The sequence below is a fragment of the Streptomyces canarius genome (assembly GCF_014650735.1).
GTDB lineage: Bacteria > Actinomycetota > Actinomycetes > Streptomycetales > Streptomycetaceae > Streptomyces > Streptomyces olivaceoviridis.
In genome coordinates this window covers 113,696-128,510 of the sequence record NZ_BMVN01000017.1, presented here as the reverse complement: position 1 = coordinate 128,510, position 14,815 = coordinate 113,696, and the positions used below count along the sequence as shown (strand labels likewise).

Genomic DNA, 14,815 nt, shown 5'->3' with positions numbered 1-14,815 from the left:
CTTTCGGAGGATCGGCCTGGTCGGTGGCCTGGTCGTCGCTAGCGGTCCCCGAAGATGGTGCGGTGCCAGTCCTTCCTGGCCACCGCGGTGTTGTCGAACATTACGTGCTTGACCTGCGTGTATTCCTCGAAGGAGTACGCCGACATGTCCTTGCCGAAGCCGGATGCCCGGTAACCGCCGTGCGGCATCTCGCTGATGATCGGGATGTGGTCGTTGATCCAGACACAGCCCGCCTTGATCTCGCGGGTGGCCCGGTTCGCGCGGTAGACGTCGCTGCTCCACGCGGAGGCGGCGAGGCCGTACGGGGTGTCGTTGGCCAGCCGGATGCCCTCATCGTCACTGTCGAACGGAAGGACGACCAGTACCGGACCGAAGATCTCCGACTGGACGATCTCGCTGTCCTGGGCCGCGTCGGCGATCAGCGTGGGCCGGTAGTAGGCGCCGTCCTTCAGGTCGCCCTGGGGGGCCTCGCCGCCGGTCACCACGCGCGCGTAGCCCCGCGCGCGGTCCACGAAGCCGGCGACCCGGTCGCGCTGGACGTGGGAGATCAGCGGCCCGAGGTCGGTGCCGGGCGCGAACGGGTCGCCGAGCCGCACGGTCTCCATCAGCGCGGCGGTCCGCTCCACGAACGCCTCGTACAGCGGGCGCTGCACGTACGCGCGCGTGGCGGCCGTGCAGTCCTGCCCGGTGTTGATGAGCGCGCCGGCGACCGCGCCGTGCACGGCGGCCTCCAGGTCGGCGTCGTCGAAGACGACGAAGGGCGCCTTGCCGCCCAGCTCCAGGTGCAGCCGCTTGACGGTGGCGGTGGCGATCGCGGCGACGCGCTTGCCGACGGCGGTGGAGCCGGTGAAGGAGGTCATGGCCACGTCGGGGTGCCCGACGAGGTGCTCACCGGCCTCCTTCCCGGTCCCGGTGACGATGTTGACCACGCCCTCCGGGAGGCCGGCGTCCGTGGCGGCCCGCGCGAAGAGCAGCGAGGTCAGCGGGGTCAGCTCGGCGGGCTTCAGCACGATGGTGTTGCCCGCGGCGATCGCCGGGAGGATCTTCCAGGCGGCCATCTGGAGCGGGTAGTTCCAGGGCGCGATGGAGCCGACGACACCGATGGGCTCGCGCCGGACGTACGACGTATGGTCGCCGGAGTACTCACCGGCGGACTGGCCCTGGAGATGCCGGGCGGCACCCGCGAAGAACGCGGTGTTGTCGACGGTCCCCGGCACGTCGAACTCGCGGGTGAGCTTGAGCGGCTTGCCGCACTGGAGGGACTCCGCGCGGGCGAACTCCTCGGCGCGGTCGGCGAGTACGGCGGCGAACCGGTGCAGGGCGTCCGAGCGCTCGCCCGGAGTGGCGGCGGCCCAGCCCGGGAAGGCGGCGCGCGCCGCGGCGACGGCCGCGTCGACGTCGTCGGTACCGGCCAGCTCGTACGTGTACACCTCGGCGCCGGTGGCCGGGTCGACCACGCGGTGGGTGCGGCCCGAGGTGCCCTGGGCGGGCCGGCCCGCGATGAACTGCGCGCCGTCCGCGAGGCGGTCCTGTGCGGGGAATCGTTCCGGGGTGGCGGTGCCCGGGTTGTGCATGTCGCTCTCCTCCGCCGTGCGCCCGTCCCGAGGGGCGGGGGGCGTGGCTCCAGCTCGATTTGAGTGCCGATCCTGACAGAGGGACCGGACGCCAACAAGTGATTCCGTTGTTGCCTTTTGGTTACGCGACGGAATCTGTCGACCAGGTGTCGAGTCGGGGCGGAAAAGGGCGGACGGAGTGTCAGTGGTGCGTGCCAGACTCGCGTGCATGGGGAAGATCGACGGGGTGGACGCCCTGATCAGGGAGGTCCGGGCGGGGTCCCGGATCAGGTATCTGCACTTCTGGGGACACCGGCCGCGGCCGGACGGCCGGATCGGCGCGAGCTGTCTGAGCCAGTGGTGGCCGTCACCGTTCGTGGTGGACGGCGTGCGGTACGCGACGGCCGAGCACTGGATGATGGCGGGCAAGGCCCGGCTGTTCGGGGACGCTCAGGCGGAGCGCCGGGTGCTGGCCGCGGAGCATCCCGCCGAGGCGAAGAAGGAGGGCCGGTTGGTCCGGGACTTCGACGGGGCGGTGTGGGAGCGGGAACGCTTCCGGCTGGTGGTCGAGGGCAGCGTGCACAAGTTCGCCGCCGACGACGACCTCGGCATGTTCTTGCTGGGGACCGGGGAGCGGGTGCTGGTGGAGGCGAGCCCGGTGGACCGGATCTGGGGCATCGGCCTGGCCGCGGACGACGAGGCCGCCTCGGACCCGGAGCGCTGGCGGGGCCTGAACCTCCTGGGCTTCGCCCTGATGGAGGCCCGGGAACGACTGGCGGGCGCGGGAGCGTAGGCCTGCGGCGCTTCGGCGGGGGCGGCGTCGGGTTGGCGGTGCCGGGTTTCGGGTGCCGGGTTGGCGGTGGCGGGTTGCCTCGGCCGGCCGGCGTGTCAGGCGCCCGTGGCTATGAGCAGGGCGAACAGGCCCAGCACCAGGACGATCCCGGCGGCGCCGCAGATGATGCCGGCCAGGGCCACGCCCGGGTTCGTCGCCTCGCCTCGGTTGGCCTTGCCCCTGCCCAGCCCGCCGAAGATCAGGGCCAGGATGCCCAGCACCAGGGCGATCGGCCACATGATGAAGCCGACCGCCGAGATGATCCCCAGCACCAGCGAGGCCGTACCCATGCCGTTGCTCGGGGGCGGCTGCATGCCGGGCCAGGCGTAGCCGTGGGCCGCGGGGTAGGGGGCGACACCGCCGTACGGGGCCTGCTGTGGGCCCGGGTAACCGTACCCGGGCGCGGTGCCCGGGTAGCCGTACGCCGGCGCGGCGCCCGGATAGCCGTACGGCACCTGGCCGGGGCCGTCAGGGGCGATGGGAGGCGGCGGCACCGGCTCCGCTCCCCCGTGCGGGCCGACGGGGGACACCGGCGGGGCGAAGGGGTCCGCCGGGGGCGTGTAGGGGTTCGGCTGCGGTGCCGGGGCCGGAGGTGCGAAGGGGTTCGACTCCGCGGCGGCGGACGGAGGTGCGAAGGGGTTCGGCTGGGGGGTCGGAGACGGTGGTGCGAACGGGCTCGGCTCCGCGGCGGCAGCCGGCGGCGCGAACGGGCTCGGCTGGGGGGTCGGAGACGCCGGTGCGAAGGGCGTCGGGGCCGTGATGGGGGAGCCCTCGGCTGGGCCGGCCCATGGCGTGGGTACGGCGTCGGCAGGCGCGGCCGGGCCCGGGAACGCCGGCGCGAATGTCACCGTCTGCTGGTCGTGCACGGCGCCGGGGGCGGGGGCCGCGTCCTGGACCCGTGCCTCATCCGCTCCGCCGGCGGCCGGTGCCGTCCGCTCCGGGTCCTTGTCGAAGGAGACCCGGGGTATCGCGGAGTGGTGGCCGGCGCTCTGCTCCCCCGGCGTGGACTGCGGCACCTCGTCGGACATGGTCGGCACACCCCTCAGCTGGACGTCCCGTCATGCTACGGGCAGCGCGGGCCGCCGCGGCCCGGGGCCTACGATGATGCCGCGCAACCCGATCAGCCGATCATCGCGCCCGCACCAGGGAGCACGTCCACCGCACGACGTGCCACGGACCACGTGCCGCGGGCGCCCGTCCCGGGGAGGACCCCTTGACCGACAGCTCCGTACCCGCCACCGGCACCGCCGACCGCGACCTGCGCTCCTTCATCGCCGGACTGCCCAAGGCGGAACTGCACGTCCACCACGTCGGCTCCGCCTCCCCCCGCATCGTCTCCGAGCTGGCCGCCCGCCACCCCGACTCCAAGGTCCCCAGCGACCCCGAGGCCCTGGCCGACTACTTCACCTTCACCGACTTCGCGCACTTCATCGAGGTGTACCTGTCGGTCGTGGACCTCATCCGCACCCCGGAGGACGTCCGGCTGCTCACCTACGAGGTGGCCCGGGACATGGCCCGGCAGCACGTGCGGTACGCCGAGCTGACGATCACCCCGTTCTCCTCCACCCGGCGCGGCATCGACGCGCGGGCGTTCATGGACGCGATCGAGGACGCCCGGAAATCCGCCGAGGCCGAGTTCGGGACCGTACTGCGCTGGTGCTTCGACATCCCCGGCGAGGCGGGTCTGGAGTCGGCCGAGGAGACGGTGCGGCTGGCCACGGACGACCGGTTCCGCCCGGAGGGCCTGGTGTCGTTCGGGCTCGGCGGGCCGGAGATCGGCGTGCCCCGGCCGCAGTTCAAGCCGTACTTCGACCGGGCCATCGCGGCCGGTCTGCGCTCCGTCCCGCACGCCGGGGAGACGACCGGCCCGGAGACCGTGTGGGACGCGCTGACCGAGCTGCGCGCCGAGCGGATCGGGCACGGCACCAGCTCGGCTCGGGACCCGAAGCTGCTCGCCCACCTCGCCGAGCACCGCGTCCCGCTGGAGGTGTGCCCGACCTCCAACATCGCCACCCGCGCGGTCCGCACGCTGGAGGAGCACCCGATCAAGGAGTTCACGCGGGCCGGGGTGCTGGTCACGATCAACTCCGACGACCCGCCGATGTTCGGCACGGACCTGAACAACGAGTACGCGGTGGCCGCCCGGCTGCTGGACCTGGACGAGCGGGGCGTGGCCGACCTGGCGAAGAACGCCGTGGCGGCCTCCTTCCTGGACACGGCGGGCAAGGCGCGGATCACGGCGGAGATCGACACGTACACCGCCGCCTGGCCGGCCTCCTGACACCGGCCACAATGGGGGCCATGCAGACGCTGACCGCCGTGGCCCACCGTGGCGACCCCTACCGTTTCCGCGAGAACACCCTCGACTCCCTGCGGTCCGCGCTCGACCGGGGCGCGGACGCCGTCGAGGTCGACGTACGGCTCACCCGGGACGGCGTCCCGGTGCTGCTGCACGACGACACACTGCGGCGGCTGTGGGAGGTCGACCGGCCGCTGGGCGCGCTGTCCGCCGACGAACTGCGCGGGCTCACGGCGGGCGGTGTGCCGACGCTGGCGGAGGCGCTGGCCGCCACCGGGGACAGCAGGGTGATGGTGGACCTGTGCGGGCCGGTCGGCCCCCGCGCGGTCGCGCGGACGCTGGACGTGGTCCGGCAGTGCGGGGCCGGGGAGCGGGTCTACTACAGCGCGGACGCCGAGGCGATGCTCGCCGTCCGCGCCGCCGACCCGGCCGCCGAGATCGCCCTGACCTGGACGACCCTGGCGCCGCCCCGGCCCGCGTTGCTGGCCGCGATCCGCCCGCGCTGGCTCAACTACCGCTTCTCCCTGGTGAGCCGGGCGCTGGCGGCCCGCGTCCACCACGACGGCCTTCTGCTGTCCGTCTGGACCCCGGACACCCGCCGTTCCATGAGCCGCCTGCTGGACCTGGGCGTCGACTCGATCACGACGAACCGGGTCGACGTCCTGCACGCCCTGCGCACCGCCGTCTGAGCCCCGGAGAACTCCAGCGGGGCACGATCGCCCGGTCGTCCACGCCCTCGCCCACCCACAGCCGGATCAGCAGCACGACCGTCACCTCCAACAGCCCGACCGGTCCGGTCCGCGGGCGCACGGCGGCACACGGCCCGGGTCGCGCACGAGCCGTCGTACGACCGTGACCGACGACCAGCCTTCCTCGTCGGCTGCCGGGCCCGGCTCGCCTTCCGCCTGCTCGCCACCCCGTGTGGCGTACGGACTCACCTCGCCGGGGCGGACGCAGGGGCACTGCACCCGCGCGGGGACGGACCGTAGGGGTGATCCCGGGCAACTCCCCTAGGACGGAGGTTGGTTGATCGGGGACCAGCAAGGGTCGTGCGTCCTCCTCGGTGAGGATCCGCGGCCCGGCCCGGCGGCTGAGGATGATCACGCACCGTCTTCCGGTGCCGACCCCCAGCCATCACGAGGAGTCCCGTATGCCCCGCACCGGCCGTTCCGCCCTTCTGGCCGCCGTCCTCGTCACCGCGGTGGCCGCCGGCCCGCTGGCCGCCCCCGCCTTCGCCGTAGCCTCGGAGCCCGCCCCTGCCACGACGGCCCCCGCCGGCGCCGGCCCCGACACCGAGGCCCTCGCCGCCGCCATCGCCGGGCTGCCCGACCACGACGCCACCGCCGCGCTGCTCCGCGTCGGCGGTGACGGGACCTGGCGCGGTACGGCCGGGGTGCGGGACGTGCGGACCGGAGCACCGGCCCTGGAGAACGCGCGCTTCCGGGCCGGTTCGGTGACGAAGGTGGTGACCGCGTCGATCGTGCTGCAACTGGCCGCGGAGGGCCGGATCGACCTCGACGGGACCGTGCAGCGGTATCTGCCGGGACTGCTCACCGAGGACTTCGCGCCGGTCACCGTACGGCAGTTGCTGAACTACACCAGCGGGCTGCGCCCGGGTGCGTCCCTCGGCGACACGGTGGAGGAGGGGTACCCGCACCGCTTCGAGACGCTGACGCCCCGGCAGGTCGTGGCGGACGCCGTGGCGCAGGGTCCGGCGTACGCGCCGGGCACGCGGCAGACCTACGGCAACATCCACTACACCGTGCTCGGCATGCTCATCGAGAAGGTGACCGGCGACTCGTACGCGCACCAGGCCGAACTGCGGATCTTCCGGCCGCTCGGCATGCGGCACAGTTCCTTCCCGGTCGGCGCGGACCCCCGGATCCACGGCCCGCACAACCGGGGCTACGACTGGATCGACGGCAAGCTGGTCGACGTGACCGACTGGAACATGACCGACCGGTTCGCGGCCGGCGACTTGATCTCCACGACCGCCGATCTGGAGCGGCTGCTGGTCGGGCTGTTCCGCGGCCGGGTGGTGCCGGAGCCGGAGCTGAAGGAGATGTTCACGCTGCCGGACGTACCCGGGGCGCGGTACGGCGCGGCGCTGGAGCGGTTCGAGGTGAACGGCAAGGTGATCTGGGGCAAGACCGGTTCGCGCCCCGGGTACGCGACCGTGATCGCCGCGACCCCGGACCTGTCCCGCACGCTGGTCTACTCGGTCAACTCCACGGACGCGAAGGGCGACGGCCTGGCCGTCGCCCAGCGCTTCGCGTTCCCGGCGTTCAACCGCTGACGGACGGTGCGCCGAGCGCCTCCAGCCGCTTGGTCTTCTTCCGTACGACGTACAGCGGGACGACCCCGAAGACCCCGAACGACATGTCGATGACGCTCCACCAGAAGGGGATTGAGCGGACCGGTCCGCAGAAGAGGGCGAGCGGGACGATCCCGGCGCAGGCGATCATCCCGAACTCGACCACCCAGATGTTGCGGACGGGGTCGCGGTACGGGCCGTAGAACGCCACCGCGATGACGAGGTGGGCGAAGGCGAGCCAGTCGGTGCCGTACAGGACGAAGGGGTAGTCGGCGTCGACGGTGTCCAGCCCGTCCCGCACCCGGGAGATCCACGCCATCAGACCCGGCAGGTGCTCCGGCACGGACAGCGCGCGCAACGCGCTCTCCGTCCAGTGCAGTTCGTGCACCAGCGGGAAGGCGGTGGCCCCGCTGAGCACGAGGCACACGACGAAGAGGGCCAGCCAGGCGCGGATGCCCTTGAGCAGGGCGGCTCTGTCGCTCATGGCAGCAGCGTACGCCCGGAATTGAACATGTTCAAAACTCTTCCTGGCGGCCTGCACGACGTCCTCGTACGGGATGCCGAGCACCCGGGCCGACTCCCGCTCGTGGACGAGGTTCCCGGTGGTCCAGCAGGTGCCGAGGCCCCGGGCGCGGGCGGCGCACACGGCCGGGAGGATGGACCCCCAGGTGCCGGCCTGGCGCGGCACGGGCGCGTCGTCGGTACGGCCCTCCACGCACGGGACGACGAGCGCCGGGACCTCGTGGAGGTGCCCGTACAGGTGCGCGGCGAAGTGCCGGCGCTGCCGGTTGCGTCCGGTCGGCGCCTGGACCGCCAGGTCGACGCATTCCTCCAGAGGGCCGGTATGGCCGAGAGCGTGGCCGGGCGGGTCCTGTCCGTGCTGGACGCGTTCGGGGACGCGCCGGGCACCCTGCGCCTGACGGACATCGCCCGCCGCACGGGGCTGCCCGCGCCGACCGCGCTGCGCATGGTGCGGGAGCTGGTGGCCTGGGCGGGCTGGAGCGGGCGGCTGACGGCTCCTACCGCCTCGGCACCCGTATCCGCGCCCTCGGCGCCGCCGCGCCCTGCCCCCGCGCACTCCTCGCCACGGCCCTGCCGGCCCTGCGCACCCTCACCACCCGCACCGGCGGCCACGCCGACGTGACGATCCCGGCCGACGGCGCGGCCCTCTGCCTGGTCACCGGCGAACGGCTGCCGCTGCACGCCACGGCGGCGGGCAGGGTGCCGCCGGCCTACGGGGTCGGGTCCGGGTTCGGCGGCGGGTACGCGTACGGCGGCGGCGCGCCCGGCCGGATCGCCGCCCACGGCACCCGTACCGCGACCGGCCCGTCCCCGAGCGCCGTCCGCCACACCCCCTGCACCGTCACCGCCCCCGGCGTGCTCGGTGCCCAGCTGACCCGGGTGCGCGCGACCGGACTGGCGCAGGCGCACCAGGAGTACCGCCTGGGTGAACTCTCCCTCGCGGCCCCGGTGTTCCGGGACGGCATCGCCGTGGCGGCCGTGTCCCTGACGACTGCGACGACCGCCCGCCCCGACCGGCCGGCCCCCGCCGTACGGCGGGCGGCGGGCGGCGGGCGGCGGCGACGGTGAGCCGGGCGCTGAGCGACCGACATGCCCGCGGCGCGCCCGTCCGCGTCACCAGTCCGGCGTCGCACCGAGGTGGCGCAGGGCCGAGGCCGCCGCTCCTGCGCCGCACATGCCGTGGGCGCCGGGGCCCGGCGGAGTGGCGGCGGAGCAGGAGAAGACGCCGGGCAGGGTGGTGGAGTAGGGGTCGAGCGCGGGGCGCGGGCCGAACAGGAGCCGGGGGACGGTACTGGCGCCGGTGAGGATGTCGCCGCCGGCGAAGTTGGGGTTGGCGGCGGCGAAGCCGGCCGGTGAGGTGGCGCGCAGGCCGGTGACGCGGTCCCGGGTGCCGGGGGCGAAGCGTTCGAGCTGACCGAGGACGGCTTCCGTGGCGTCGCCGTCGTATCCGTGGGGGACGTGGGCGTAGGCCCAGACGGGGTGGACGTCGCCGACGGACCGGCCGGGGTCGGCCAGGTACTGCTGGGCGACCAGGACGAAGGGGCGCTCGGGCATACGGCCCTCGTCCACGTCCCTTGCCGCCTGGGCGATCTCGGCGAGCGTGCCGCCGAGGTGCACGAACCCGGACCGCCGGGCGTGTGCGTTCGTCCACGGCACGCCCTGTTCGACGGCCAGGTCCACCTTGAAGGCGGCGGGGCCGCGCCGGAAGCGCTGGTAGGCGCGGCGCACACGGGTGGGCAGCCGGTCGCCGTAGACACGGGCGATCTGCGCGGGGTCGAGGTCGAGGAGGGTGACGTCGGCGGGCGGGATCTGGGTGTGGCGGGTGATGCGGACGCCGGTTCGGACGCGGCCTCCGTGCGCGCGGAGTGCCTGCTCCAGGGCGCGGGCGATGGCCTGGGAGCCGCCTTGCGCCACGGCCCATCCGGTGGCGTGGCCGGCGGCGAGGATGCCGAGCCCGATGGCCGAACCGAACGGCTCGGACAGCGGGCGGAAGGAGTGCGCGGCGACCCCGGCCCACAGGGCCCGGGCCCGGGTGGTGGAGAAGAGGCGGGCGAGCAGGGTGGCGGGCAGTGGGGTGGGCAGGCCGAAGCGGGCGAGGAGCAGGGGGTGGGAGGGGACGCGCAGGAGGGGGCCCAGCACGTCGTGGCTCAGGGCCTCCCAGTGGCGCGCCGAGGGCTCCAGCAGGCGCCGGTAGCGGGGGCCGTCGGGGCCGAGCAGGCGGGCGGTGTCCTTCACCGAGCGCAGCAGCACCCCCGCCGTGCCGTCGTCCAGGGGGTGGACGCAGTCGACGTCCGGCAGCCGCCAGCGCAGTCCGTGCCGTGCGAGGTCCAGCGCCTGGTGCGCGGGCGAGGCGACGGTCATGGAGTGGACGGCCGAGCAGTGGTCGTGCAGCAGGCCGGGCAGGATCGCCTCCTGGCTGCGGGTGCCGCCACCGACCTCGTCGGCGGCCTCCAGGAGGGTGACGTCCAGTCCGGCGCGGGCGAGGAGCGCGGCGGCGGTGAGTCCGTTGGGTCCGCCGCCGACGACGATCGCGGTGGTCATGGGGTGATGTCTCCCACGCCGCCCTCCACCGTGAACGTCCTCTTCCGGCACGAACAGCCGCCTCGGCACGAACCGCCCTGAATCATTGCAAAGTTCCCGGACATACCAGTAAATTGCGCCCCACCCTTCGAGACGTCACCGGCAGACGGGGCAATGGATGAGCACGGACGACCGCGTCGCGGTGACGACCGGGATCGCACGACTGCACGCGTCGCCCGGACTCGCCGGGCCCGGCCGGCTGGGGCTGGTGACCAACCACACCGGCGTCCTCCCCGATCTGCGTCCCGCCGCGCCCGCGCTGCTCGCGGCCGGCGCGCCGATGGTCGCCCTGTTCGGACCCGAGCACGGGCTGCACGGGACGGGCCAGGCCGGCCAGGGCGAGACCGCCCGGCGGGACCCCACCACGGGCCTGCCGGTCCACGACACCTACCGGTGCGACGGCGAGCGCCTCGACACCCTGCTGCTCGACAGCGGCGTCGACGCCCTGGTGTTCGACCTCCAGGACATCGGAGCCCGGTTCTACACCTACGTGTGGACGATGTTCGACCTGATGGTCTCGGCGGCCCGTACGGGCGTGCGGTTCGTGGTCGCCGACCGGCCGAATCCGCTCGGCGGTCTCGTCAGCGAGGGCCCACTGCTCGATCCGGCGTGGGCCGGCTTCGTCGGGCGCGCCCCGATACCTGTCCGGCACGGCCTCACCTGCGGTGAACTCGCCCGGCACCTCAACGCCTCCGCCGTCGCCGACCTCGCGGGCCGGCCCGCCGACCTGACGGTGATCGAGGCGGCCGGCTGGCAGCGCGCCATGGACGCGGCGGCCACCGGCCTGCCCTGGATCGCGCCCTCGCCGAACATCCCGACGCCCGCCACGGCCGCCGTCTACCCCGGCACCTGCCTGTTCGAGGGGACGAACCTCTCCGAGGGCCGGGGCACCACGCAGCCCTTCGAGATCGTCGGGGCGCCGTACCTCGACGCGCGGTTCGCGCCCGCGCTCGCCGAACTCGCCCTGCCGGGAGTGCACTTCCGTGACCTGCGCTTCGTACCGACCTTCCACAAACACGCCGGACGGCCGCTGCGCGGGGTCCAGCTCCACCTCACCGACCGCGTGGCGTTCGCTCCCGTACGCACCGCCGTCGCGATGCTCGCCACGCTGCGGCGGCTGTACCCGGACGACTTCGCCTGGCACAGCCCGGACGGCGGCGCGGAGGGGACCGGGGAGACCGGCCGCCGTCCCTTCATCGACCTGCTGTGGGGTTCCGACCGGTTGCGGCGCACCGTCGACGCGGGCGACGACCCCCTGCCGCTGTGCGCCCCGCCGGCACCGCCCGCCGACTGGGCCGGCGCCGACGTGCTGCTCTACCCCTGAGCCCACGGCCGTCGTCGTACCCCCCGCCCCGGGAGCGGGGCCGTACCTCATGGAAGGACACCCCGTCGATGACCGACCGTCCGACGACATCCCGGGCCGGGACGCGTGGCTTCCGGGTGGGTGACGGGCCCCGGCTGGTGGAGGCGTGGCGGCGGAGCGCGCCGGCCGACCCCATCACCCCGGACCGCTTCCGCTCCCTGGTGCTGCTCGACGCCAACTTCGACCCGGAGGGGCTCCGGGTCGCCGTGGACGGCGACCGGGTCGTCGGCGCGGCCTACGCGGTCCGCCGTCTGACACCGATGAGCGGCACCGACCTGGAGCCGGAGCAGGGCTGGATCCCGTTCTTCTTCGTCGACCCGGCCGCCCGTGGGCGCGGCCTCGGCCGTCGGCTGCTGACCGACGCCCTCGACTGGCTGCACGGCCACGCCCGCACCCGCGTGGACTTCTCCTCGTACACCCCGAACTACATCCTCCCCGGGCTGGACGCCGAGACGTACCCGGAAGCGGCGAAGCTCCTCGATTCGCTGGGCTTCCAGACCCTGTACGAGGCGGCGGCGATGGACCGCGGTCTGGTCGGCTACCGCTTCCCCGGCACGGCGGCGCGCCGCCGGGACGAACTGACGGCCCGCGGCCACCGGTTCGCCACCCCGTCCGACGACGACCTGGTGGAGCTGCTCGCACTCGCCGGGAGCCGCTTCAACCCGGACTGGGCGCGGGCGATCCGGGAGTGCCTGGCCGCGGGCACGCCGCTCGACCGGATCGTCGTCGCCCGGGACCCGTCGGGCCGTCTGGCGGGCTGGGCGATGCACGGCGCGTACGCGTCGGCGGACGAGCGGTTCGGCCCGTTCGGCGTGCGGGAGGAGATGCGCGGCACCGGGCTCGGCACGGTCCTGCTCCACCTGGTCCTGGAGCGGATGCGGGCGCGCGGCGCGCACTCGGCGTGGTTCCTGTGGACCGGCGAGCGGTCCCCGGCGGGCCGGCTGTACCGCGCGGCGGGCTTCACCACGACCCGGGTGTTCCGTGTGCTGCGCCGGGAGGCCGCCCGATGACACCGTCCCGCCGCGCCGACGGCCTGCCCGCCCGTCAGCCGGCACAGGGGGCCGAGCGCCTGAGCCGCCGTCACTTCGCGCTCGCGCTCCCCTCGGCGCTGCTCGTCTCCGGCTGCGCGGCGCCGCACCGGGGCACCGGGCGGCCCGGTGATCCGATCGTCCTGACCCTGCTCTCGCACTACGCGAGCGGGGAGCTCAAGGAGGCGCTGCGCGGCCCGGTGGACGAGTGGAACGCCACGCACGACCGGGTCAAGGTGCGGACGACGGCCGTCGAGTTCACGGACCTGCTGACCACGTTCATGGTCCGGCAGGCCGCCGGCCAGGGCGCCGACATCCTCCACCCGTACTGCCTGTGGAACGGCCAGCTCGTCCGGGCCGGCGTCCTGCGGCCCGCCCCGGCCGGGCACGCCGAGGAGATCAGGCGCGGGTACAGTGCCGCCGCGGTCGGCGCCGCGTCGGTGGGCGGCAGGGTGTACGGCTACCCCACCGAGGTCCAGACGTACGCCCTGTACTACAACAAGCGGCTGCTGCGCGCGGCCGGTCTCGACGGGCCGCCGCGCACCTGGCGGGAGCTGGAGGAGACGGCCTACCGCACCACCAGGCGGGACCGGTACGGCAACACGCTCGTCCAGGGTTTCGGCCTGTCGGCCTACGACGACTCCACCACCGTCGGCCAGACGCTCGCGCTGCTCAACGCCGCCGGCGGGACGTTCGTCTCGGCGGACAGCAGGAGCACCGCCATCGACTCACCGGCCGGCCGGGCCGTGTTCGACCTGGAGCACCGCCTCGTCGCCCGAGGGGCGAGCTCCCCCGGCGTCAACGTCTACCGCGCGTTCCCGGCCGGGCAGGTGGCCATGGTGATCAGCGCCGGCTGGTGGACCGGCAGCCTGAAGACCCTGATGGGCGGGGACTACCGCGATGTCGGCGTCGCGCCGCTGCCCCTGCCCGAGGCGGGCGGCGCACGCGCCACGCTCTGCACCGGTTTCATGCTCGGGGTCAACACGGCCAGTGCGCACCCCCGCGAGGCGTGGGAGTTCCTGCGCTGGCTCAACGCCGAGAGGACGGGCGGCGAGAAGGGCGCGGCGGCGACCCGGATGAGCGCCCTCCAGGTGTCGGTCGGCTCCCTGACCGGCCGCGCCGACGACATGCGGACGCTGCTGGGCGCGGGCGCCGGGAACGGCGGGGCCGGCGATCCGAACCTGCGGCCGTTCCTGGACGCGCTGGCCTACGCGGTGCCGGAGCCGAACATGCCGGGGGCGCAGCAGGCCAAGTCGCTGCTGCGCAAGAACATCGAGGCGCTGTGGACCGGCCGGCGGTCGGTCGAGGAGGCGCTGCGCGTCACCCGCCGTCAGGTCGATCAGGAGGTGGCGCGCGCATGGTGAACGCCCTGGTGCCGGAGACGGCCGAACGGACCCCTCGTGCGCGGGCCGTCCGACCCGCCGTCGACGGCCGCATCCGCCACCGGCGCCGCCAGACCGTCGTCGCCTACCTCTTCCTGGCGCCGGTACTGCTGTTCTTCGCGGTCTTCTTGGTCCTGCCGCTCGGCTTCGCGCTGCTGCTGTCGACGTCCCACTGGTCGGGGTTCGCCCTCGGCGACATCGAGCCGGCCGGCCTGGACAACTTCACCGGCCTGTTCGCGGACGGATCGACGTTCCTGACGCCGATCCTCACCAACACGCTGCTGTTCGCCCTGGGCACCGTCGTCCTCGCCCTCACGGGCTCGGTGCTCGTCGCGACCTGCATCGACAAGCTGCGGTTCCAGGGGCTGTGGCGCACCCTGTACTTCCTGCCGATCGTCACGACCGTCGTCGCCGTCGGCAACGTGTGGAAGTACATGTACGAGCCGGGCGGTCTGGTCAACGGCGTCCTCAACGCCGTCGGAATCGGCTCGGTGGCGTTCCTCGCGGACCCGGACACCGCGCTGCCCTCGGTCGTGGTCGTCCAGGCCTGGGCCTCGCTGGGCTCGGCGGTCCTCGTCCTGACCGCCGGGCTGAAGTCCATCCCGGAGTCGTACTACGAGGCCGCCGCGCTCGACGGCGCCGGAGCGGCCACCGTCTTCCGGAGGATCACCCTGCCGCTGCTGCGGCCGTCCCTGCTGTTCGTGTGCGTCACCCAGTTCCTCACCGGCCTCCAGTCGTTCGCGCTGATCAGCGTGATGACCAGGGGCGGGCCGGGTGACGCGACCAACGTGGCCGCGCTGGAGATGTACCGGCTGGCCTTCAGCTACGGCGACTGGGGCACCGCGAGCGCCGCCGCGTTCGTGCTGTTCGTGGTGGTCCTCGCGGTCACGCTGGCGCAGTTGTGGTGGTTCCGGCGCAATGGGGAGGACGCGTGAGGGAGGG

Annotated in this window: 13 protein-coding genes and 1 pseudogene; 10 read left to right on the top strand and 4 right to left on the bottom strand. The window is 74.0% G+C overall.

Annotated features, from left to right (window positions below; all coding sequences use genetic code 11):
• Positions 1-38: 38 nt before the first annotated feature.
• Positions 39-1,574, bottom strand: a complete 1,536-nt coding sequence (locus IE294_RS24095) for a gamma-aminobutyraldehyde dehydrogenase (protein ID WP_189889372.1) — start codon at positions 1,572-1,574, stop codon at positions 39-41.
• Positions 1,575-1,782: 208 nt separating this feature from the next.
• Between IE294_RS24095 and ybiA the strand changes: the two genes are divergently transcribed.
• Positions 1,783-2,346 carry a riboflavin biosynthesis intermediates N-glycosidase gene (gene ybiA, locus IE294_RS24090; protein ID WP_189818730.1) on the top strand — a complete coding sequence of 188 codons (564 nt, stop codon included), beginning with the start codon at positions 1,783-1,785 and terminating at the stop codon, positions 2,344-2,346.
• A gap of 95 nt (positions 2,347-2,441) precedes the next feature.
• Here ybiA and IE294_RS47795 read toward each other — a convergent pair whose 3' ends face one another.
• Positions 2,442-3,413 (bottom strand): DUF4190 domain-containing protein, encoded by a 972-nt coding sequence (locus IE294_RS47795; RefSeq protein ID WP_229917319.1) that lies wholly within the window; start codon positions 3,411-3,413, stop codon positions 2,442-2,444.
• Between the two features lie 18 nt (positions 3,414-3,431).
• On the opposite strand from IE294_RS47795, the pseudogene IE294_RS24080 reads away from it, so the two are divergent.
• From IE294_RS24080 to IE294_RS24070, 3 genes and pseudogenes are all read left to right on the top strand, one after another.
• Positions 3,432-4,666, top strand: a pseudogene (locus IE294_RS24080) (adenosine deaminase).
• 20 nt (positions 4,667-4,686) lie between these two features.
• The gene (locus IE294_RS24075; protein WP_189889368.1) at positions 4,687-5,373 is read left to right on the top strand and encodes a glycerophosphodiester phosphodiesterase; all 687 of its coding nucleotides are present in this window, start codon (positions 4,687-4,689) and stop codon (positions 5,371-5,373) included.
• Between the two features lie 461 nt (positions 5,374-5,834).
• Positions 5,835-6,980, top strand: coding sequence for a serine hydrolase domain-containing protein (locus tag IE294_RS24070; protein ID WP_189889366.1), 1,146 nt, complete (start codon positions 5,835-5,837; stop codon positions 6,978-6,980).
• Here the strand turns inward: IE294_RS24070 and IE294_RS24065 are convergent.
• A complete protein-coding gene (locus tag IE294_RS24065) occupies positions 6,970-7,482 on the bottom strand; it encodes a hypothetical protein (RefSeq protein WP_189889364.1) in 513 nt (170 codons plus the stop codon). The genes IE294_RS24070 and IE294_RS24065 overlap by 11 nt on opposite strands.
• 27 nt (positions 7,483-7,509) lie before the next feature.
• On the opposite strand from IE294_RS24065, the gene IE294_RS49745 reads away from it, so the two are divergent.
• Positions 7,510-8,142: a helix-turn-helix domain-containing protein gene (locus IE294_RS49745; RefSeq protein WP_373315846.1), complete on the top strand. Its 633-nt coding sequence runs from the start codon at positions 7,510-7,512 to the stop codon at positions 8,140-8,142.
• Positions 8,139-8,588 carry an IclR family transcriptional regulator domain-containing protein gene (locus IE294_RS47780; protein ID WP_229917318.1) on the top strand — a complete coding sequence of 150 codons (450 nt, stop codon included), beginning with the start codon at positions 8,139-8,141 and terminating at the stop codon, positions 8,586-8,588. The genes IE294_RS49745 and IE294_RS47780 overlap by 4 nt, the downstream gene beginning before the upstream one ends.
• Positions 8,589-8,633: 45 nt before the next feature.
• Here the strand turns inward: IE294_RS47780 and IE294_RS24055 are convergent, their stop codons facing one another.
• The gene (locus tag IE294_RS24055; RefSeq protein ID WP_189889362.1) at positions 8,634-10,061 is read right to left on the bottom strand and encodes a phytoene desaturase family protein; all 1,428 of its coding nucleotides are present in this window, start codon (positions 10,059-10,061) and stop codon (positions 8,634-8,636) included.
• 157 nt (positions 10,062-10,218) lie between these two features.
• On the opposite strand from IE294_RS24055, the gene IE294_RS24050 reads away from it, so the two are divergent.
• From IE294_RS24050 to IE294_RS24035, 4 genes are all read left to right on the top strand, one after another.
• Positions 10,219-11,424 carry an exo-beta-N-acetylmuramidase NamZ family protein gene (locus IE294_RS24050; protein ID WP_189889360.1) on the top strand — a complete coding sequence of 402 codons (1,206 nt, stop codon included), beginning with the start codon at positions 10,219-10,221 and terminating at the stop codon, positions 11,422-11,424.
• Positions 11,425-11,492: 68 nt separating this feature from the next.
• Entirely contained in the window at positions 11,493-12,473 is a 981-nt protein-coding gene (locus IE294_RS24045) for a GNAT family N-acetyltransferase (RefSeq protein WP_189889358.1), read from the top strand.
• Complete coding sequence (locus IE294_RS24040) at positions 12,470-13,855, top strand: extracellular solute-binding protein (protein ID WP_229917317.1); 1,386 nt, start codon at positions 12,470-12,472, stop codon at positions 13,853-13,855. The genes IE294_RS24045 and IE294_RS24040 overlap by 4 nt, the downstream gene beginning before the upstream one ends.
• On the top strand, positions 13,849-14,808 hold the full coding sequence (locus IE294_RS24035) for a carbohydrate ABC transporter permease (protein WP_189889356.1): 960 nt from the start codon (positions 13,849-13,851) through the stop codon (positions 14,806-14,808). Before IE294_RS24040 ends, IE294_RS24035 begins: the two co-directional genes overlap by 7 nt.
• Positions 14,809-14,815: the final 7 nt, after the last annotated feature.

Excerpts from the sequence above, each read along its gene's own strand:
- IE294_RS24095 (WP_189889372.1), bottom strand. The coding sequence starts at position 1,574 with ATGCACAACCCGGGCACCGCCACCCCGGAACGATTCCCCGCACAGGAC.
- ybiA (WP_189818730.1), top strand. The coding sequence starts at position 1,783 with ATGGGGAAGATCGACGGGGTGGACGCCCTGATCAGGGAGGTCCGGGCG.
- IE294_RS24075 (WP_189889368.1), top strand. The coding sequence starts at position 4,687 with ATGCAGACGCTGACCGCCGTGGCCCACCGTGGCGACCCCTACCGTTTC.
- IE294_RS24045 (WP_189889358.1), top strand. The coding sequence starts at position 11,493 with ATGACCGACCGTCCGACGACATCCCGGGCCGGGACGCGTGGCTTCCGG.
- IE294_RS24070 (WP_189889366.1), top strand. The coding sequence starts at position 5,835 with ATGCCCCGCACCGGCCGTTCCGCCCTTCTGGCCGCCGTCCTCGTCACC.
- IE294_RS24055 (WP_189889362.1), bottom strand. The coding sequence starts at position 10,061 with ATGACCACCGCGATCGTCGTCGGCGGCGGACCCAACGGACTCACCGCC.
- IE294_RS24065 (WP_189889364.1), bottom strand. The coding sequence starts at position 7,482 with ATGAGCGACAGAGCCGCCCTGCTCAAGGGCATCCGCGCCTGGCTGGCC.
- IE294_RS47795 (WP_229917319.1), bottom strand. The coding sequence starts at position 3,413 with ATGTCCGACGAGGTGCCGCAGTCCACGCCGGGGGAGCAGAGCGCCGGC.
- IE294_RS24050 (WP_189889360.1), top strand. The coding sequence starts at position 10,219 with ATGAGCACGGACGACCGCGTCGCGGTGACGACCGGGATCGCACGACTG.
- IE294_RS24035 (WP_189889356.1), top strand. The coding sequence starts at position 13,849 with ATGGTGAACGCCCTGGTGCCGGAGACGGCCGAACGGACCCCTCGTGCG.
- IE294_RS49745 (WP_373315846.1), top strand. The coding sequence starts at position 7,510 with ATGTTCAAAACTCTTCCTGGCGGCCTGCACGACGTCCTCGTACGGGAT.
- IE294_RS24040 (WP_229917317.1), top strand. The coding sequence starts at position 12,470 with ATGACACCGTCCCGCCGCGCCGACGGCCTGCCCGCCCGTCAGCCGGCA.